Source organism: Rossellomorea sp. KS-H15a (assembly GCF_024195245.1).
In the GTDB taxonomy this organism is placed as follows: domain Bacteria; phylum Bacillota; class Bacilli; order Bacillales; family Bacillaceae_B; genus Rossellomorea; species Rossellomorea vietnamensis.
On sequence record NZ_CP096886.1, the window covers coordinates 436,738 to 454,499 of the forward strand.

The window sequence follows — 17,762 nt, forward strand, 5'->3', positions numbered from 1 at the left end:
ACAGGGTATCTTTTTTGTTTATAACGTTTTCGCTGCGAATACGATCAAGAGTACCCAGGCGACGAGGAAGCTGACTCCTCCAAGCGGTGTGATCGCCCCAAGGATCTTCACTCCTGAGATGCTCAGTACATAAAGGCTTCCAGAGAAAAGAATCGTTCCGATCAGCATCAGCCAGCCTGACCAGGAAAGCAGCGATGTCGGGGTGACATTCCCCATCAGCACTCCGACGATGATGATCCCGATCGCATGGAACATTTGATAAAGGACCCCTGTATTCCATGTATCGATGTACTTCTGTGAAATCTTCCCTTCCAATGCGTGGGCACCGAAAGCTCCAAGTGCCACGGATAAAAAGGCGTTGATGGCACCGATAATGATAAATGTTTTCATGTTAATCCTCCTAGGTTAAAAGTCAAATAATGAATTGCCATTCGCTCCGTCATCCGTTTCGAGAGGCTCTTCCTTCTGAATGGAAACAGGCTTCTGAACCGGCTGTGATTCCTGGAAATACGGCATGGTTTGCTGAGGTTGGGAAAACGTGCTTTGAGCGGATGACCCGTTGTTCTCCTCCAGCAATACTTCACATAGTGCTTTTATTGAATAAACATGCTCACGGATCTGCTGGGACTTTTCAGCAGTCTTCGCTTTACCGAGTTCATGTTCGATTTTCTTGATTAATGATTGATGTGGGATATTCACAATGATTGACTCCTTCCACAAGGTCTACAGTATGTACGTCTTTATCCTAATTCTTATTGAAGGATTTCGCAAATATCATCTTTGTTTTGCCTTGAATTTCATGCATGGACTCCCGGAGGATTGAAAAACCACAAGGGAAGGCATCGCCTTTGTCTTAAATCCGTAGCCCTTACATCCCCGTGGATGAGCCTGTTCCCACGTGGTATAAAAATACTGACATTGAAAACAGTTGATCCTTTCTTCCTTTTTCACAAAGCTTCCTCCCTCACTGTTTCACGTGAAACATTGCTACTCTATACACCAGTCAATCGCATCCATTCCCTGTTCACGAAGATACCCGTTCGTTTTGGAATACGGTCTGCTTCCAAAGAAACCGCGGTGGGCCGATAACGGGCTTGGATGGGGAGCCGTGACGATGTAGTGCCTGGAAGAATCAATCAACGACTGCTTTCCCTGGGCTGGCTTCCCCCATAGCAGAAACACCACCGGCTTCTCCCGTTCATTCAATATGGAAATGACTCGATCGGTGAACTGTTCCCACCCCTTCCCCCGATGGGAATGGGCCTTGCCGTCCCCGACGGTCAGTACGGTATTTAAAAGGAGGACACCCTGTTCAGCCCATTTCACCAATGAGCCATGTTCGGGAATCGGACACCCCATGTCATGATGAAGCTCTTTGTACATATTTCGCAGGGAGGGAGGGATTTTCACCCCTTTTTTCACAGAAAAGCTCAGCCCTTCCGCCTGATTTGCTCCGTGATACGGATCCTGCCCCAATAAGACAACTTTTACGTCCTTATAGGCTGTATAGTGAAAAGCGTTGAAAATATCGTGCATGGGTGGATGAGTGAGGTTCGTTTGATACTCACCTTTCAGCCATTCCCGTAAATCCCGGTAGTACTCCTTCTGAAGTTCATCTTCCAGAACGCGTGCCCAATCATTTTGAAAAATCGCCGACACTTGAAGACACCCTTTCTAGTTTTGAAATTCAATCGTCACATCGTATCCTAATTGCTCAAAGAAACCCTTCAATGACTTTTCAGCATTTTTTTCAGCAGCTGAAAGGATCCCCTGTTCGATCGCTTCCTGACTGATTTGATCCTTCGCCACTTCCGCAAGGGCAAACCCTTCATTCCAATCCACATCATTCCGGAAGATCCCTTCTACTGAGAAAGTTTTAATATTGTCCGTATCGATCGACGGTTCCTGAAGGATTTCAGCACGGGGCAGTGTTAATTGAATTTCTTTCTTCTCTTCATCTACTACTATATCCTTCCCATCAATTCCTTGTAAATCGACCCCTGCAAGAACAGTCCCGGGCACCACCATCAAAAGCTTCCGTTTCGTACTGGGGAGGTCCGCATTGATTTCTTTCCCGAATAATTGATTATCTTCCTGCTCGATCACAGCTTTCACAAATCCTTGAGCCGTAGCCAGTGAACTCATCTCTTGAATCCGTTCCACAAATGAACCCTTTTCTTCTGTAAAAGTAGAGCCCGATAACAAAGAATAGACCCCTATCGCTGCACCTCCCAGCACTAGCAAAAACACCAATAGAAAGAGTACGACTTTCCTTTTCCAAAAAATCAGGAGTGTGTTGGTCCATCCCCGACGCCTGCTGCTTCTATTTTCAATGGCCAAAGAGGCACCGGTTTGTCTTTCGGTCGCCTTCAAATCCGCCAGAATCGCTTCCATTTCTTGTATTTTCTTGTATTGACTTGTCAAATCCTTCACCTTCCTCTCTTCTATTATAGGAAATAATGTAGAATCTTGGAAACAATTATTCTACTTCTATATTTTGGAAAGTTTGAAGTTAATCCTACCGGGAAAAGAAGGGACAAGACATAAAAACACGGAGGTAATGATCATGTACAAGGTTCAAACAGTTGAAAATGCCGTAGAAGCTAAAAAGGAAATTGACATGTTCACCAGTGAAGGCTATACGAAAGATGATATTTACGTATTCGCTCATGACAAGCATCGCTCTAAACACATCACCGAGGCAACAAATACGGAATCAACCGGTATAAAGGAGCAAGGAATCCTTGAATCCATGGGGAATATGTTCAACAGCCGAGGAGATGAACTGCGTTCGAAAATGAAGTCCGTTGGGATGAATCAGGCAGAAGCCGATGCCTATGAGGAAGAACTTGATAAAGGCAAGCTTGTCATCGTGGCTTCGAAAGAAGCAACGAATAATAATGCGAAACCTTTCTAAGTTGATCTAACAGCTAATAAAGACGTCGATGGATTTTCATCCGGCGTCTTTTTTGTCGTCATCCATAGTCAAAAGGATTTGTATTTAACCGTCCGATATTATATTCTTTAGTCAGACTTTTACAATGAAACGAAATCACAGGAGGAATGCAGCCATGAAAAAAACACTCACGATCGCCGGATCCGACACAAGCGGAGGCGCCGGGATCCAAGCCGATCTTAAAACATTCCAGGAGCACGGCGTATATGGTATGACAGCTCTCACGACCGTTGTGACCATGGATCCGAACAATCACTGGCACCACAACGTCCATCCATTGTCCATCGATACACTGGAAGCACAATTGGAAACGGTTATGTCTGTCGGAGTGGATGCCATGAAGACAGGTATGCTTGGTACCGTTGAAATCATCGAGCTTGCAGCAAAAAAAATCGATGCATTCGGATTAAATAAAGTGGTCATTGACCCCGTCATGGTATGTAAAGGCGAGGATGAAGTCCTCCACCCTGAAACCACTGACGCCATGAGGGAACATCTCTTGCAGCGTGCGACCGTTGTAACGCCTAACCTGTTTGAAGCTGGACAGCTTGCTCAGACGGGTCCGATCAAAACGATTGATGAAATGAAAGAAGCAGCCAAGAAGATTCACGACCTGGGAGCGAAAAACGTTGTCATCAAAGGCGGAAAGCAATTAAAGCACGATAAAGCATTGGATCTATTCTTTGACGGGAATGAATTCACCCTGCTTGAAGAAGAAAAAGTGGAAACGACGTATAACCACGGGGCTGGATGCACGTTCGCAGCAGCCATCACCGCAAACCTTGCCAATGGACAAGACGTGAAAGAAGCAGTCACAAATGCCAAATCCTTCGTCACTGCAGCCATCAAACACGGTTTCAAACTGAACGAATATGTGGGACCCGTCATGCACGGAGCTTACAACCGCTTCAATAAATAGTTCTTTCCCGGCCAAGTGCCAGGCACAAATCAACTCTTTCGTGCCTGGCACTTTTTTGAGGGACGGACCTCTCCACTCGCGCATCCCCTGCCTCCTCAATCATACTTTTCGCATTCATTCATGAATTTTAGTAAGATAGTACATAATGGTTAAGAGTCTTTTCTGTATTTAAGGAGGAAAAAGAATGGAACCAATCAAGATTGCCGATGTGCAGGGAATCATCACCCGGCTTGCCCGTCAGGACGTTTATATACATTTAGAAACCACCAATGGAGCCTATGCTTCACACTTCAATGAAGGCTTCTTCTCCGCGGGAGCCCATATACGCAACGCAAAAGTGAACTATGAGCACGGAAAAATCATCGGGGACGGACCTTACCGTGTCGGCCTGAAAATCGAACTCGGCTGGATCTATGCCGAGGGTCTGACTCATTATGAATTCGATGAACACGGCCGCCTCCTCCTTGCAGGACATGGCGGGGACGGGAAACTCGCCGTTGCCCTTGAAATCAGTCCGACACCTTTCAATTAAACTACTTGAACTTTATATATAAAGGAGAGGTCAAAATGGAAAAAGAAAGACAGGTACTGGTCATCTTCCCTCACCCGGATGATGAAGCATTTGGTGTATCAGGGACCATTTCCACCCACGTGAACAATGGAACGCCCGTCACCTATGCATGCCTCACATTAGGGGAAATGGGAAGGAACTTAGGGAACCCGCCATTCGCGACCCGGGAATCCCTTCCTTTAATCCGGAAAAAAGAGCTGCAAAAAGCCGCCGATGTGATGGGGATACAGGACCTTCGCATGATGGGTTACCGTGATAAGACCCTTGAGTTTGAAAATGATGAAAAGCTTTCAAATATGGTGACGGAGCTGATCGAGGAATTAAATCCGTCCCTGATCATCACGTTCTACCCGGACTACTCCGTCCACCCGGATCATGAAGCAACGGCAAGAGCCGTCGTCCGTGCAGTCAGACGCCTTCCGAAAGCGTCAAGGCCGAAGCTTCACTGCCTGGCATTCTCTAAGAATTGCGAAGAAGAATTGGGCAAACCCGATATCTTTGTTGATATCACACCGGTCAAAGACCAAAAAATCGGTGCCATGAAGGCCCACATCTCCCAAACGGCCTGGATGCTGAAGGATCTTGAAAAAGGGATCCAGCAGAATGACCCTGAATCATTAAAATGGGTCACCGTTGAACGATTCTGGAGCTACCAATGGGAAAATGATAACGTGAAATAATCTTTTGAAAAGAGTTTGGGCCAATGGCTCAAACTCTTTTTTATTGTCCTCTTCTATAAATAAATTTGGAGAATATATTTGTAATGAGTGATTACTCACTTTACAAAAGAACGTACATAGATTATATTATAAGTGAGTAATCACTCATTATTTTGAAAGGTGTGATGCATATGGATTCCATCCTCCAACTAAAGAATCTGTCGAAGTCATTCGGCTCTCAGGAGGTACTCAAAAATGTTTCCCTCGACATCCCAAAAGGGAAGATCTATGGTTTATTAGGCCCTTCCGGTTCTGGGAAAACGACGTTAATCAAGCTGATGATCGGTCTTGAAACGCCGTCATCCGGCAGTGTCAGCTATAAAGGAAACAAACTGAAAGCAAGAGACCTGTACCCGAACATCGGTTATATGGCTCAATCCGATGCACTGTACGATGAGCTGACGGCCAGAGAAAACCTCTCATTCATGGCCTCCCTGTATGGATTAAAGAAAAATGAACGAAAAGCGCAAATCGAAAAAGTGATGAACACCGTTGATCTTTTGGAACACCTGAACAAGCCGGTCCATCAGTATTCAGGCGGGATGAAACGAAGACTCTCCCTCGCCATCGCCCTCCTTCATGACCCTGAAGTCCTTTTTCTTGATGAACCGACCGTCGGGATCGATCCCGTCCTTCGAAAAGAAATCTGGGACAGCTTTCACCGCCTGAAAGAAGAAGGCAGGACGCTGATCATCACGACCCATGTCATGGATGAAGCCGAAAGATGCGATGTACTCGGTCTCCTTCAGCATGGGGAAATCATTTCAAGCGACACGCCTGCCGGGATTAAAGAAACGTACGGAGTCACTTCAATTGAAGATGTCTTTTTGAAAAATGGAGGTGTTTCCGTTGAGAATTAGAGGGTTTGTCATCCGTATCCTTCAGCAGCTACTCAGGGATAAACGCACATTGGCCTTGATGTTCCTGGCCCCACTCCTGATCCTCAGCATGCTGTCGCTTGTTTTTAACTCTGAGGATTATGACGCAAAGGTCGCCATCGTGGATCTGCCTCAACAGCTGGAGGCGAAGGTTAATACAGAGGATTTTCAAGACTATCCAAGTCCCGATAAAGCATTGAAGGACATTAAAAGTGGTGAACTGGATGGCTATATATCATTCGAAGACCCCACTTCTCCATCCATTGTCATCGAAGGCAGTGATCCCACTGTCAATGGGGCCGTCATGAAAAAGATTCAGACCTTATTCCCATCTCCTTCACAAAACCTGACCGATGAAGTGACATATGTGCACGGGAGTAAGGATATGGAGATGTTCGACTCGTTTGGACCCGTCCTCCTTGGATTTTTCGTCTTCTTCTTCGTCTTTTTAATAAGTGGGGTCTCCTTTTTAAGAGAGAGAACGACGGGGACACTTGAGCGGTTGCTTGCTTCTCCCATTAAAATCTGGGAAATGGTCGTCAGTTACGTCATCGGCTTCGGGATCGTGACGCTCCTTCAGGCATCCTTGATTTCGTGGTACTCGATTTATATCCTGGATATGATGATGAAAGGGAGTTTTTTCAACGTATTGATCATCATCGTCTCGTTATCGTTCACCGCTCTTACTCTCGGAATATTGCTGTCCGCTTTTGCTAAAAATGAATTACAGATGATGCAGTTCATTCCGATCGTCGTGGTCCCTCAGATTTTCTTCTCGGGATTATTCAATTTGGATACCATTTCCGAGTGGCTGAGCTGGATCGGGCCCATCACCCCGCTTTATTATGCAGCTGATGCATTAAGGGACGTCATGATCCGCGGCTATTCATTCGGGGACCTGCTCTTGAATCTATCCGTGCTGATCGGTTTTTCTCTACTCTTTATCGTCCTTAATGTTGCAGCCCTCCGAAAATACCGTAAAATATAGGGTAGGAATGAACGACAAGTTAGGGGTTTAAAAATGTCTGAAGAAAAAAATATATTCAAACAGTTATTCGACCAGGAAGAAACACTGACGGATAAACAGCAAAAAATTGTGGAGGCAGCCATTGAGATGTTCTCCGAAAAGGGCTATGCCTCTACCTCTACCAGTCAAATCGCCAAAAAGGCGGGCGTCGCAGAGGGAACCATCTTCCGCCATTATAAAACGAAGAAGGACCTGCTTCTTTCGATTGTATCGCCGACGATGGCTAAACTGATCGCACCTTTTGTGATCCGGGATCTCAATAAGGTCCTCGATGCGAAATATGAGCGCTATGAAGATTTCTTGAAAGCGATGATTCTGAACCGGCAGGAATTTTTAAAAGAGAACATGGCCGCTTTTAAAATTCTGATACAAGAAATACCCTTTCATCCCGAGCTTAAAGAACAGTTTCGGGAGCATATCGGCGAAAAGGTATTCGAGAAATTCGTGAAGCTCGTTGATCATTATAAAGAAAAAGGACAGATCATCGACATGCCCTCACACGCAGTCGTACGATTTTCAGCCTCAAGCATCTTCGGTTTGCTTCTTGTCCGGTATCTCTTCCTGCCTGAAGCCGATTGGGATGATGAGAAGGAGATTGAGATGACGGTGAGGATGATTGTGGATGGGATAGGGAAGGAATAAAAAAGGCGACCTTGGAGAGTGTTCCAAGGTCGCTTCTCTATATTATTTGTGGATCCAAACCGCTCCGGCCGTATTATCTTTCGCTTCACCAATGACTTCGAATTTCAATCCGAAGTTAGGCGTTTTACGTCCGGCATCTGGAATTAAAGTGTTCATATAATTTTGGGAATCATCGAATACCTTTACTCCATTTAAGCCTTTGTAGTCAAAGATTCCTCGGGATGGAGAGTCGATATACCAATCTGGTGCTTTGTCTAATGAGAAGGCTGCATCTGCTACTTGATAGCGGGTACTTTGATATGTCGAAGGAGAACCGTTTCTCATACCTAGTATTGCTTCCGGATGAGAGTCTACTACTCCTAAGAATCCTTCCCCTGGATGAACTCCTACCCAGTTGTCTGTAAAGCTGTCGTCTCCGTACCAGACGACTAACCCAGTGTTATATTTTACTCCCCGGGAGAAGGCTAATGCTTTATCGGAACCGGCATAGTTCCTCCATTCGAGGTAGTAGTAGTGATTTTTGAAATCAATACCGTTCGAAACGACAAATCCATCTTTTGTAAACTTCTCAGTTCCTTCAGCATCATCTGAAAAGACTTCCTTACCATCGACAGTCACTGAAACGTTATCCATGGCAAAGCCGTCGAGGGCAAGGCCGCCATCTGTAAGGTAGTCAAAATAAAGAGTTACTTTTCCCCCTGCAAACTGACTTAGGTCGTACCCTCCATCGACCCATAAACCATTAGTCGATTCAGCGCCTCCTCCCGTATTTTCGTCACCGATAACGTCCAGTTCCACTTCTTTACCGCTATCCGTTACAGCTGTTACGTATAAATAATCATAGTCAGATTCAACCTCATAAAGCGTCTTAAAACTAATTTCAGCCGTTTTCGCTTTCGTTAAGTCAAACTCTGGGGACACTAATGTCGTATGAAGATCATCACCCTTCGTACTATAATAATACTTCTCACCGAATTTCGGCTGAATTCCCTTTACTTCTTTCTTAGGAAGGTTCACTTTCACGATCCCAGGATTCTTAGATTTCGTTACACTTTGATCAAGGAATGAAGTCATTCCATTCTTATCAATATCTTCAAATGCTATCTCCGTAATATTGGCCCAGTTACCACCCATCGTCTTCTGGAAGAACTCCTTATTTTGAGGGGAGAAGCTTGTCGGTGCCGTTCCTGCAATACTTCCATTCCAGCTGCCGCCACTCATGATGGACCAGGAAGCGACCGGCTCTCCTTGACCAGTGTACTGGGTATCATACTCATCTGGTAAGCCTAGATCATGACCGAATTCATGTGCGAAAACTCCGACTGCACCGTCTTCGGGTTGGATGGTGTAATCGTATGCTCCCATTTTGCCGCCCCAATACGGAACTTCAGTCGAGGATCCAGGTACTCTGTACACTCCATTCAATACCCATCGATGAGACCAGATGGCATCATCACCTAAAGCACCACCACCTGCTTCTTGCCCGGTACCTGCATGGATGATCATCAGATGATCCACTAAACCATCAGGCTCGTTCTGATTTCCGTCTCCGTCAAGATCGTATAGATCATATACGTCGTATTCTGACAGGTCCATTCCTTTTTCTACAGCTGCCGTCAAAGCATCCTTTACCAAATCACGGGGACCTTTCGGGTTTAAATTATCATGTCCCCCACTTGGATTATCATCACCATACTCTTTTGCCGTCCCCGGTACCGTCAACCACTCAGATACAGTCCCGTCCAACGTATAACTTCCCCCGGACTGCTCTTCATAAAATTGCTTAAAGGTTTTGACTTTTTCACCATTAAACAATTCGAAGTCTTCATCCCCAAACATTAATTTTTCATAATGCTCCTTATTAAAATCGCTAGAATACATATATCCATCTTCTTGAATAACATTATTATGCTTGAAATCCGAGAATTCTGTCAGGAGAACAAGAACCTTATCCTCTCTTACCCCTCCATTGTATGGGGCCTGCTTAGCTGAATCTACCTTGGCAGATCCTGTAGGTTTCCCCTTCTTGAAATTATCATGACCTTTCTCCATTTGCTTCATCAGCTTATCCTTTTGCTTGGTTAAAAAGTCTTTCGCTTTCTGATCCATTTCGTCATGCTTATGTTCTTTGGCTGATTTAGGTTCTTTTACATTCTTTTTCTTTTGTATGTACTCTTTCACAGCTTCCTGAATGTCGGCAGTAGAGGCGTTTTTAGAAATGACCCCTCGTTCTTGAAGTGCTTTTGCCAATCGGTCTTCGTTAATGATGTTTAAATCGATCGGTGCCGACTCCATTTGAGAGGCAGCAGCATAAGCAGGTACTACCTTAGACCCTGCCACGCTACCTGCAAATAATGTGGATGCTACAATGGTACTGGCGGTAATGCTTGTAAACACTTTTAATGCCGACTTTTTCTTCCCCAACTGATTCACCCCTATAAATTGGTAGACTGCTAGATTCGTTCTTCTTGAAGAACAAAATGATCATACCAATTAGTCTGAATATTGTAAATACTAGTGATAAAACTAGTCAAAAGAAGTGAAAAAGTTACAATTTTTGAGCAGAATTCCGTCTTTCATTCGGCATGGAACGAGGGATCGGCTGTTTCGAATCATCTATTGAAGCTTATTTTCAAAAACAAGACTTTATATTCAAATCGTACATCCAGCCGTTTCCCAACTCCCCCCATCGGGTAAAACCTACTATACAACACAAGGAGGGTGAAAAATGAGTTTCCTTTTTCATGAAAGCACGTTGAAAGATCATCATATTCTTATTACCGGTGCCACCGGCGGCATCGGGTACGAAACGGCGAAAGTGGCCGTCCAGGCGGGGGCCAGGGTGACGATTACAGGACGGAATGAAGAAAAGCTGAATGAACTGAAAGCAGATTGCGAGGATTCAAGCAGGGTCTTCCTGTATAAAGCAGATCTTACGAATGACCAAGACCGGGAACAGCTCTTATCGTCGGCAAGAAACGAGCACGGTCCCATCACAGGTCTCGTGAATTCAGCCGGGAAAGGCGGCGGTGACCTGGTGGAGAAACTATCACAAGAAGATGTACGAAAAATCATGGAGCTAAACTACTTCTCACTGGTCCAGCTTTCCCAGGCCGTCTATAACCAAATGAAGGGCGTAGAAAAAGGAGCGATCGTCAACATCTCTTCCCTTTCCGGACTGAGAGGCACCCACGGAAACAGTGCTTACAGTGCGTCCAAGTTTGCAGTGACAGGGTTCACACAGGCCTTTGCTCATGAAGCGATCGAGCACCATATCAGAGTGAACGCCATTTGCCCCGGATATGTCGATACAGAAATGGGGCGAAACGCTATTCAGTCAAAAGGGAAGCGGGAAGGCAGAAGCTATGAGGAACAATTGGAGATCGCGAAGGACAGCATTCCTTCAGGAAGATTAACTTCCCCTGTCGAAGTCGCAAACACCATCGTCTATCTATTAAGCGATGCTGCCAAAAACATTGTCGGGGAATCGGTTAAGATCTCAGGGGGAAGCGTGATGCGCTGACCGGTTAAGAAAAGGGCAGGGATGCTTCACCCTTGCCCTTCATTCCCCTCTTGGATTTTCTTTTTGATCTCATCAATATACTTTTGCTTTTCTTTTTCGTTGTTGAGCTGGTCGTTGTTTTTGTCCTGGAGGTACTTTTTGAGTGCCTTTTCAATTTCTTCATGAGAAGCATTTTCCGATATGACTCCTGTCTTCTTTAACATCTCGATGATTTTTTCATCGTTGGCCAGAACATCCATCTTGTTTGCGGGCTGGTCTGCAGGTACATCCGAGTTGACTTCAGTAGAATCCTGTTCCTTTTTCGGCTCTTCAGAAGCACATCCGTTTAATAGCACAGGTACGAGTAAAAATGCGAACATCCATTTACCACGCACAGTATCACTTCCCTTCCAAAAGAAATGGACCTTTCTACATTATATTAGATAAAATACCCTCCAACCCCTCTATCAATCACAAATCTACCTGATATTAGGAAAATTAGTGCATTCATCACTTACTTCATTCTGTAATATATGGTTTAATAGATAGTACTATGGAACGATATAAAAGATGAAGGTTGTGGAATGGGGACTGTCCGCTTCTTTATAAAGTAAAAGCCGAGAGAGTTTTCTCCTCTTTTTTTTACTTCAAAATCGAACATATGTTCTATTGGTGGTGAAAAGAATGAACCCATTAGTGAAAGAATTTTATCGTCATTATCCTCATCTCAAGCATAATAAAGCCGTTGAGTCCTTTATCAGTCAAGAAGAGAATCAGAAGTTACTGGAAGAATTTTTACGTCACCCCAGTGCGCATAAGGAAGAACGTTTAAACGACGCTTTCAAAGCTCATTATTTCGATATCCGGTTTACCTCTTATGTCAGTTCATCCCTTTATTTTCACAGCGTGAACTTTGACAAGAATATAAGGAAATACAGCGAGCGCCACCCTCTTACCCTGGATGACCAGGCAGGTGAAGAGGGCGGATCGTTCATCGATCTTGTGCCGGACCCGTCACCGGATATGGCTCCATTCACCAATTATTCAACCTTAGGGGATTGCCTGGAGAACGAAGAACTCCTCTGGGCCTATAAAACACTGACGGACAAACAAAAGCATATCCTGGATCTTGCATATGTGCAGGAATTATCCGATACAGAAATCGCCAGAACACTTGGCGTATCGCAACAAGCCGTCTCCAAGACCCACCGAAAAGCTTTAAGCCTATTAAAATCTATTCTAAAAAAGGAGAATCATAAACGATGGGAATCTTATACGATCTCGTGAAAGAAGCGAAAAGCAACACTGAATATGAATCGAAGGTCATCCGGACGTTCGAGCCCAAGATCAAGAAGTCCTTGTATCTGACTCGATTTGAAAACAGGGACGATCTTGAACAGGAATTAAAGATTAAGCTGATCCGGTACGTCCGTGATTATTCACTTGAAAATGTACCGGGACTCTTTGATTTGAAGAAGCAATAAAAAAAGGACAAGTGCCCACTTCCGGGTGCTTGTCCTTTTTTTATAACCCTATCAATCCCAATAATTTTCATAAGAAGGTTGTCATTTCCCCCTCCAACTCTTCTTTATACAGTGTAAGGCAAACAGCACAGAGTGAGAGAGATTGGGATGGTCTTTCTCACTCATCATCCCCTTTGCCTAGAACAATAAAGGGAGCGATGTTAAATGAATTGGACCAGAACACTACGACAAGGTGATTCAGGCAGTGACGTAAAGGAACTTCAAATCAGGGTAGCGGGTTGGGCCGCGTCTTCCCCTTCAAAAACGTATGTTTCAGTAGATGGAGCATTCGGTCCCGGAACGGAAGCAGCCGTCAAACGATTCCAAAATGCTTACGGTCTATCAGCTGACGGAATTGCAGGACCTCAGACACACAGCCAGTTGAATGCCCTTGAAGCAAGCGACGGTTCGACGGCCAACTTCGCATTCAGCGAATTCTACTCCAAGGATGGAAGCGGCTTCTCCGGGGGAAATGTCGGCTCGACCCAGGTAAAAGAGAACGTACGAAGACTGATGTACAAGCTTGAAGCCCTTCGTAAAAAACTGGGGAATCCTCCAGTTGTCATCAACTCCGGATTCAGAAGCATCACCCATAACCGAAATGTAGGCGGAGCCTCCAACAGTATGCATACTTATGGAATCGCAGCCGATGTCGATCCTTCAGGAAAGACACCGACTCAAGTGGCGGAAGTCGCTAAAACATGCGGATTCAGCGGAATCATCATTTACTCAACATTCGTCCATAATGATAGCCGTGTTGAGTACCCGTATGGTGCCGGGGCGTATTACTGGGCTTAATAATAGAAAGGGGGAGAGTAGATGCCAATTATCGTACTTGATCCAGGCCACGGGGGAACCGACCCCGGTGCGTCTGGAAACGGATTACAGGAAAAGAATCTTACGTTAACGATCGGTTTGAAAGTAAAACAATTACTCGAAGCAAAATATGTGGTAGACGTGAGGCTGACGAGAGAAACCGACGTCTTTGTAGGGCTGTCGGAGCGCGCCGACTACGCTAATGCACTTGGGGCATCCTATTTCGTTTCCCTCCACCATAACGCGGGTGGAGGCACCGGCTTTGAAAGTTATATTTACCCTGGGACAAGTTCTTCGGAAACAGGAAGACGCCAGGACGTCATGCACGGAGAAATCATTAATTTCCTCTCAGGTTACGGTGTACGGGACCGGGGACAGAAGGAAGCGAACTTTGCGGTATTGAGAGAAACAGCCATGCCTGCGATTTTGCTGGAAAACCTCTTTATTGATACAGTGAATGATGCCAATCTCTTAAAAAATTCCAACTTCATCACAGGACTTTCAAACGCCATTGCCACTGGCATCGGAAAGGCACTGAAACTCTAATAGCCAGGCCTATTGTAAAGGAGGAGCCCTAATGGATTATTCCGTATTTGTTCAATTACTTGGTAATTTCGGATTTCCCATTGCCGTCACACTCTTTCTGTTAGTAAAGCTTGAGAAGAAATTGGAGCAGCTCGAACTCGCCATCCATACTCTATCTAAGTCGTTTCATAAAAAAGATCAATAGTTGGAGGTAATAGATGAGAATAATCTATGGATTTACCGCTATTTTTCTGGGCTGCATCGGTATGACACTCATCATGATGAACCCTCAGCAATGGATTAGTCTCGTGTTTCTGGCACTCACCACCGCTCTGTACGCTGGTAGATTCAAGCATATAAACCGTTGACTTTAGTACAATCGAACAGGCATGTACCGCACCTCCTACATATATCATAGTAGGAGGTGTTTTCTATTAAAAAAATCATTCTATTTTCAGATACTGGGATAGATGATGCAATAGCCTTGATCTATGCCTTGAAAAATCCTGATATTGACGTGGTGGCGATTGTCAGCGGGTTTGGTAATACCGATCGGAATAAAAGCTATCGGAATGCAGCCTATCTAGTAAAGTTGGCTGGTCAAAAAGGGATACCGGTCATTGCCGGAAGTACAGGTCCACTTAATGGTGAGGAACCTGAGTTTTTTCCGGACATTCACGGGGTGGAAGGATTGGGCCCATTGAGTCCCCCTATTCCAGAAGAGCGGTATGGTGATAAAACCAATTTCAGCAAGCTGTTCCAACTCATCAAGAAGCATCCTGGGGAAATTACGATAGTGAACGTGGGCAGATGTACGTCACTCGCGATTGCCTGGCTCTTGAGCCCGGAAGTCATGGTCCTTGTAAAGGAGACGTATCTCATGGGCGGGGCATTCCTGGCCCCCGGAAACATCACAGAAGTGGCTGAAGCGAACTTCTATGGAGATGCGGTTGCCGCAGATATTGTGTGCAGGACCGCTCCGAACCTGACGGTGGTTCCATTGAATGTCACAAGGAGGGCATTGCTCACACCGGATCAAGTGGACTTCATCGATTCAAGGGCAAAAACGTCATTGGATAAGGTCATCAAACCCATCCTGGACTTTTATTATGAAGCCTACCAGAAGCTGGAACCAGGAATCCCAGGAACTCCCCAGCACGACTTGTCTGCCGTTTTGGCCGCTGAGGAAATCTCCGGTCTGTTCATGTATGAGAAGCGTATGATCCGTGTCCAGCATGAAGGAAGCCTTGCCAATGGACTTAGCATGGCAGATTTCAGGCCCGGTACCACGGATTGTGCCGGGACAAGTTGTTCCCGGGTTGCCGTGGCCATTGATGAACGAGTATTCCTGACAAAAGTGTTGGATATTTTCACGAGATAATAAAAAAAAACATGAAACATCCGTTTCATGTTTTTTTATCGTATATAGCGTATAGGACAATCTTCGATCCGGGAAGCCTTAGAGTAAGGAGGCGATGTATAAATGGATACATTCGAAGTAATATCTCTGATGCTCAGCTTTGGGATGTTTGTGATTGCAATCCTGAAATATAAAGACAATGATGAAAATAAACGTTCATAAACACGCTCTTGCAGCGTGTTATTTTTTTCTCTCCTACATTATTCTTCCTTCATTAAAGACTTCAGGTCCACGGCATAAAGCTTATCATCATTCTCACGGGGAATGCCGCGACCATCCGTATTATTCGACACAAAGTAAAGGGTGTCCCCTTCCACGAGGACATCTCTTACACGTCCGAACCCGGTAAGTAATTCAGATACTTCATTATTCTCTGTATCAAACCGTTTCACACTTTGACCGGCAAGGGAAGCAAACACGAGATCATCGTTCCAGAAGTCAGCTCCAGACGGGGCCCATGACGGCTCTCCAGAATGGGCCAAGGGTGAAATCAACGACTCTCCCTTTTCATCTCCCGTGATCTTCGGCCATCCGTAGTTGTTTCCTGCCTTGATCAGGTTGACTTCATCATACCCATTCGGACCATGTTCAGTTTCATAAAGTTCACCATCCCGATTCCAGGCAAGGCCTTGGGGATTCCGGTGGCCGTAGCTGTAAACATATGAATGTTCAAATGGATTATCCGACGGGATCCCACCATCTAATTCCATGCGAAGAATTTTCCCACCAAGGAAAGTGGGATCCTGAGCATGATCCTGCCTGGTGGCATCCCCTGTGGTGATATAGAGCTTGTGGTCAGGACCGATCTTAAGCCTGCCACCTTGATGAAACTGCCCGCTTGGAATCCGGTCCAACAGGACTTTTTCCTCGGTCCACTCGTTTGCAGTCCGCTTCAGGGCTACGACCCGATTGTAATGGTCCCCGGAATCATCGTACGAATAGTAGGCAAATGCCTGTTGGTTAGTTTTGAATTCGGGATGAAGCACAAATCCTAACAGTCCGGCTTCAGGTCTACTCGATAATGGCTTGGAAAAACTGGTTTTGACCACGGATTTTTCCCCATCCATTATCTCCACAATTCCGCCTGTCCGCTGTGTGATATAAAATACATTGTCCTGCTTCTGGATGGACCAGGGAATGGACAGATCCTGCGCCACTACCTTACTCTCGACACTTGGTCTCGTGACGGATTCACTTTCTTCCTGCTGCCCATCTGGCTGTCCGAACGAACAGGCACTAAGTAATAAGCTCTGACTAATGATCAATACGAGCCAACCCATTTTGATTTTCATCCTACCAGCTCCCCTTATTCACTCTTTTTAACCAGTATGGTCAACAGAAGAGGTTCTCATTACTTTGCCGGTTGTTGGATGACTTCCTGAATGGCTTTGGCCACACCATCTTCCTTATTGGTTGCCGTGATGAATGGACAGAAGTCCTTAATCTGATCCAGGGCGTTCCCCATGGCTACGGGTCTTCCGACTACTTTCATCATGGACAGGTCGTTAAGATTATCTCCCATGGCCATGGCATTCTCAGCTGACAGTCCTTTGTCTTTCAGCAGTTTCTCAATGGCGACGCCTTTTTGTGCCTCAAGACTGTTCACTTCAATATTTTCTTTACCAGATGAGCTGATGGCGATGCCTGTAAGGGCACTTAATTTCTCGTTCGCTTCCTGTAGCTGCTTCTCATCAAAGGAGAAAACAAGGAATTTGTATACAAGCTGGTTGTCATCCTCGAACAGGACCCCGTAATCTTCCACCAATTTGATATGCCCTTTTTCAAATCGTTCCCTGGCAGCTTGTCTCACTTGTTCTTCAGACACGCCGGGATTGGCTGTTGTGAAAATGTTGACGATTAATTCGACTCCCATTTCATAGTTTTCCGTATACGTTCCCTCGTCTGTGTAGATTTCAAAGTAAATGCCGGTTTCATTTAAGACAGCGGCAATCTCTCTTGCACGTGCTGACTCAATGCCCGCCTGATAGATGATTTCGCCTTGTTTGTTCCGCACTTCTGCTCCATTGGCACAGACGATATCGCATGAGATGCCTGCCTCCTCTATGACATATCGGGCTTCCTCATATGACCTGCCTGTGGCTACCACTACTTCGATTCCCTGCTCCTGTGCGTCCAGGATGGCCTGCTTATTCGCTTCACTGATTTCCTGTTTTTCATTTAATAATGTTCCGTCCATATCTGTAGCAATGAATGTAATCATTTGTAAACACCTTCCTGTTGTTGAGTATTCTTAATTTAGCCAT

At 45.3% G+C, this 17,762-nt stretch carries 24 protein-coding genes; 16 read left to right on the plus strand and 8 right to left on the minus strand.

All coding sequences use genetic code 11. The features are described 5' to 3' along the window. Positions 1 to 18: 18 nt before the first annotated feature. The 4 genes from M1J35_RS02040 to M1J35_RS02060 all read right to left on the minus strand — a co-directional run bounded on the left by M1J35_RS02040 (position 19) and on the right by M1J35_RS02060 (position 2,433). Positions 19 to 390, minus strand: coding sequence for a DUF423 domain-containing protein (locus M1J35_RS02040; RefSeq protein ID WP_034765025.1), 372 nt, complete (start codon positions 388 to 390; stop codon positions 19 to 21). Positions 391 to 405: 15 nt separating this feature from the next. Continuing rightward, positions 406 to 699: a YwdI family protein gene (locus M1J35_RS02045; protein WP_224522515.1), complete on the minus strand. Its 294-nt coding sequence runs from the start codon at positions 697 to 699 to the stop codon at positions 406 to 408. A 288-nt stretch (positions 700 to 987) separates the two neighbouring features. Beyond that, positions 988 to 1,659 (minus strand): uracil-DNA glycosylase, encoded by a 672-nt coding sequence (locus tag M1J35_RS02055; RefSeq protein ID WP_254652648.1) that lies wholly within the window; start codon positions 1,657 to 1,659, stop codon positions 988 to 990. A 15-nt stretch (positions 1,660 to 1,674) separates the two neighbouring features. Beyond that, a complete protein-coding gene (locus tag M1J35_RS02060) occupies positions 1,675 to 2,433 on the minus strand; it encodes a DUF4230 domain-containing protein (RefSeq protein ID WP_254652649.1) in 759 nt (252 codons plus the stop codon). 133 nt (positions 2,434 to 2,566) lie between these two features. Between M1J35_RS02060 and M1J35_RS02065 the strand changes: the two genes are divergently transcribed. The 7 genes from M1J35_RS02065 (at position 2,567) to M1J35_RS02095 (ending at position 7,712) form a co-directional block, all read left to right on the plus strand. Next, the gene (locus M1J35_RS02065) at positions 2,567 to 2,917 is read left to right on the plus strand and encodes a YflT domain-containing protein (protein ID WP_224522512.1); all 351 of its coding nucleotides are present in this window, start codon (positions 2,567 to 2,569) and stop codon (positions 2,915 to 2,917) included. A gap of 154 nt (positions 2,918 to 3,071) precedes the next feature. Then, on the plus strand, positions 3,072 to 3,875 hold the full coding sequence (gene pdxK, locus M1J35_RS02070; protein WP_254652650.1) for a pyridoxine/pyridoxal/pyridoxamine kinase: 804 nt from the start codon (positions 3,072 to 3,074) through the stop codon (positions 3,873 to 3,875). Positions 3,876 to 4,059: 184 nt separating this feature from the next. Further along, complete coding sequence (locus tag M1J35_RS02075) at positions 4,060 to 4,407, plus strand: YojF family protein (RefSeq protein ID WP_254652651.1); 348 nt, start codon at positions 4,060 to 4,062, stop codon at positions 4,405 to 4,407. A 35-nt stretch (positions 4,408 to 4,442) separates the two neighbouring features. Beyond that, the gene (gene bshB2, locus M1J35_RS02080) at positions 4,443 to 5,126 is read left to right on the plus strand and encodes a bacillithiol biosynthesis deacetylase BshB2 (protein ID WP_098438675.1); all 684 of its coding nucleotides are present in this window, start codon (positions 4,443 to 4,445) and stop codon (positions 5,124 to 5,126) included. 170 nt (positions 5,127 to 5,296) lie between these two features. Next, on the plus strand, positions 5,297 to 6,025 hold the full coding sequence (locus M1J35_RS02085; RefSeq protein ID WP_254652652.1) for an ABC transporter ATP-binding protein: 729 nt from the start codon (positions 5,297 to 5,299) through the stop codon (positions 6,023 to 6,025). Beyond that, on the plus strand, positions 6,015 to 7,031 hold the full coding sequence (locus tag M1J35_RS02090; protein WP_254652653.1) for an ABC transporter permease: 1,017 nt from the start codon (positions 6,015 to 6,017) through the stop codon (positions 7,029 to 7,031). Before M1J35_RS02085 ends, M1J35_RS02090 begins: the two co-directional genes overlap by 11 nt. A gap of 33 nt (positions 7,032 to 7,064) precedes the next feature. Then, positions 7,065 to 7,712: a TetR/AcrR family transcriptional regulator gene (locus tag M1J35_RS02095; protein ID WP_254652654.1), complete on the plus strand. Its 648-nt coding sequence runs from the start codon at positions 7,065 to 7,067 to the stop codon at positions 7,710 to 7,712. A 42-nt stretch (positions 7,713 to 7,754) separates the two neighbouring features. On the opposite strand, the gene M1J35_RS02100 is transcribed toward M1J35_RS02095, so the two are convergent. Further along, a complete protein-coding gene (locus M1J35_RS02100; RefSeq protein ID WP_254652655.1) occupies positions 7,755 to 10,136 on the minus strand; it encodes an immune inhibitor A domain-containing protein in 2,382 nt (793 codons plus the stop codon). A 304-nt stretch (positions 10,137 to 10,440) separates the two neighbouring features. Here M1J35_RS02100 and M1J35_RS02105 point away from each other — a divergent pair, with 304 nt between their 5' ends. Continuing rightward, positions 10,441 to 11,235 carry an SDR family NAD(P)-dependent oxidoreductase gene (locus M1J35_RS02105; RefSeq protein WP_254652656.1) on the plus strand — a complete coding sequence of 265 codons (795 nt, stop codon included), beginning with the start codon at positions 10,441 to 10,443 and terminating at the stop codon, positions 11,233 to 11,235. Positions 11,236 to 11,261: 26 nt separating this feature from the next. Here M1J35_RS02105 and M1J35_RS02110 read toward each other — a convergent pair whose 3' ends face one another. Next, positions 11,262 to 11,594: a hypothetical protein gene (locus M1J35_RS02110; RefSeq protein ID WP_254652657.1), complete on the minus strand. Its 333-nt coding sequence runs from the start codon at positions 11,592 to 11,594 to the stop codon at positions 11,262 to 11,264. 304 nt (positions 11,595 to 11,898) lie between these two features. Here M1J35_RS02110 and M1J35_RS02115 point away from each other — a divergent pair, with 304 nt between their 5' ends. From M1J35_RS02115 to M1J35_RS22795, 8 genes are all read left to right on the plus strand, one after another. After that, entirely contained in the window at positions 11,899 to 12,501 is a 603-nt protein-coding gene (locus tag M1J35_RS02115) for a sigma-70 family RNA polymerase sigma factor (RefSeq protein ID WP_254652658.1), read from the plus strand. Then, positions 12,477 to 12,698, plus strand: a complete 222-nt coding sequence (locus tag M1J35_RS02120) for a hypothetical protein (protein ID WP_034764990.1) — start codon at positions 12,477 to 12,479, stop codon at positions 12,696 to 12,698. Before M1J35_RS02115 ends, M1J35_RS02120 begins: the two co-directional genes overlap by 25 nt. A 204-nt stretch (positions 12,699 to 12,902) precedes the next feature. Next, positions 12,903 to 13,535, plus strand: a complete 633-nt coding sequence (locus tag M1J35_RS02125; RefSeq protein ID WP_034764987.1) for a D-Ala-D-Ala carboxypeptidase family metallohydrolase — start codon at positions 12,903 to 12,905, stop codon at positions 13,533 to 13,535. A gap of 21 nt (positions 13,536 to 13,556) precedes the next feature. After that, a complete protein-coding gene (locus M1J35_RS02130; RefSeq protein WP_254652659.1) occupies positions 13,557 to 14,099 on the plus strand; it encodes an N-acetylmuramoyl-L-alanine amidase family protein in 543 nt (180 codons plus the stop codon). 31 nt (positions 14,100 to 14,130) lie between these two features. Next, positions 14,131 to 14,283, plus strand: a complete 153-nt coding sequence (locus M1J35_RS02135; protein WP_034764982.1) for a YvrJ family protein — start codon at positions 14,131 to 14,133, stop codon at positions 14,281 to 14,283. A gap of 13 nt (positions 14,284 to 14,296) precedes the next feature. Next, positions 14,297 to 14,446 carry a hypothetical protein gene (locus tag M1J35_RS02140; RefSeq protein WP_254652660.1) on the plus strand — a complete coding sequence of 50 codons (150 nt, stop codon included), beginning with the start codon at positions 14,297 to 14,299 and terminating at the stop codon, positions 14,444 to 14,446. A 128-nt stretch (positions 14,447 to 14,574) separates the two neighbouring features. After that, positions 14,575 to 15,459 (plus strand): nucleoside hydrolase, encoded by an 885-nt coding sequence (locus M1J35_RS02145; protein ID WP_254652661.1) that lies wholly within the window; start codon positions 14,575 to 14,577, stop codon positions 15,457 to 15,459. Between the two features lie 129 nt (positions 15,460 to 15,588). Next, on the plus strand, positions 15,589 to 15,660 hold the full coding sequence (locus tag M1J35_RS22795; protein ID WP_371928734.1) for a putative holin-like toxin: 72 nt from the start codon (positions 15,589 to 15,591) through the stop codon (positions 15,658 to 15,660). A gap of 38 nt (positions 15,661 to 15,698) precedes the next feature. On the opposite strand, the gene M1J35_RS02150 is transcribed toward M1J35_RS22795, so the two are convergent. Next, on the minus strand, positions 15,699 to 16,790 hold the full coding sequence (locus M1J35_RS02150) for a PQQ-dependent sugar dehydrogenase (RefSeq protein ID WP_254652662.1): 1,092 nt from the start codon (positions 16,788 to 16,790) through the stop codon (positions 15,699 to 15,701). Positions 16,791 to 16,849: 59 nt separating this feature from the next. Then, positions 16,850 to 17,719 (minus strand): Cof-type HAD-IIB family hydrolase, encoded by an 870-nt coding sequence (locus M1J35_RS02155; RefSeq protein WP_254652663.1) that lies wholly within the window; start codon positions 17,717 to 17,719, stop codon positions 16,850 to 16,852. Between the last annotated feature and the right edge of the window lie 43 nt (positions 17,720 to 17,762).

Excerpts from the sequence above, each read along its gene's own strand:
- M1J35_RS02040 (WP_034765025.1), bottom strand. The coding sequence starts at position 390 with ATGAAAACATTTATCATTATCGGTGCCATCAACGCCTTTTTATCCGTG.
- M1J35_RS02065 (WP_224522512.1), top strand. The coding sequence starts at position 2,567 with ATGTACAAGGTTCAAACAGTTGAAAATGCCGTAGAAGCTAAAAAGGAA.
- pdxK (WP_254652650.1), top strand. The coding sequence starts at position 3,072 with ATGAAAAAAACACTCACGATCGCCGGATCCGACACAAGCGGAGGCGCC.
- M1J35_RS02075 (WP_254652651.1), top strand. The coding sequence starts at position 4,060 with ATGGAACCAATCAAGATTGCCGATGTGCAGGGAATCATCACCCGGCTT.
- bshB2 (WP_098438675.1), top strand. The coding sequence starts at position 4,443 with ATGGAAAAAGAAAGACAGGTACTGGTCATCTTCCCTCACCCGGATGAT.
- M1J35_RS02085 (WP_254652652.1), top strand. The coding sequence starts at position 5,297 with ATGGATTCCATCCTCCAACTAAAGAATCTGTCGAAGTCATTCGGCTCT.
- M1J35_RS02095 (WP_254652654.1), top strand. The coding sequence starts at position 7,065 with ATGTCTGAAGAAAAAAATATATTCAAACAGTTATTCGACCAGGAAGAA.
- M1J35_RS02105 (WP_254652656.1), top strand. The coding sequence starts at position 10,441 with ATGAGTTTCCTTTTTCATGAAAGCACGTTGAAAGATCATCATATTCTT.
- M1J35_RS02110 (WP_254652657.1), bottom strand. The coding sequence starts at position 11,594 with ATGTTCGCATTTTTACTCGTACCTGTGCTATTAAACGGATGTGCTTCT.
- M1J35_RS02115 (WP_254652658.1), top strand. The coding sequence starts at position 11,899 with ATGAACCCATTAGTGAAAGAATTTTATCGTCATTATCCTCATCTCAAG.
- M1J35_RS02120 (WP_034764990.1), top strand. The coding sequence starts at position 12,477 with ATGGGAATCTTATACGATCTCGTGAAAGAAGCGAAAAGCAACACTGAA.
- M1J35_RS02125 (WP_034764987.1), top strand. The coding sequence starts at position 12,903 with ATGAATTGGACCAGAACACTACGACAAGGTGATTCAGGCAGTGACGTA.
- M1J35_RS02130 (WP_254652659.1), top strand. The coding sequence starts at position 13,557 with ATGCCAATTATCGTACTTGATCCAGGCCACGGGGGAACCGACCCCGGT.
- M1J35_RS02135 (WP_034764982.1), top strand. The coding sequence starts at position 14,131 with ATGGATTATTCCGTATTTGTTCAATTACTTGGTAATTTCGGATTTCCC.
- M1J35_RS02140 (WP_254652660.1), top strand. The coding sequence starts at position 14,297 with ATGAGAATAATCTATGGATTTACCGCTATTTTTCTGGGCTGCATCGGT.
- M1J35_RS02150 (WP_254652662.1), bottom strand. The coding sequence starts at position 16,790 with ATGAAAATCAAAATGGGTTGGCTCGTATTGATCATTAGTCAGAGCTTA.
- M1J35_RS02155 (WP_254652663.1), bottom strand. The coding sequence starts at position 17,719 with ATGATTACATTCATTGCTACAGATATGGACGGAACATTATTAAATGAA.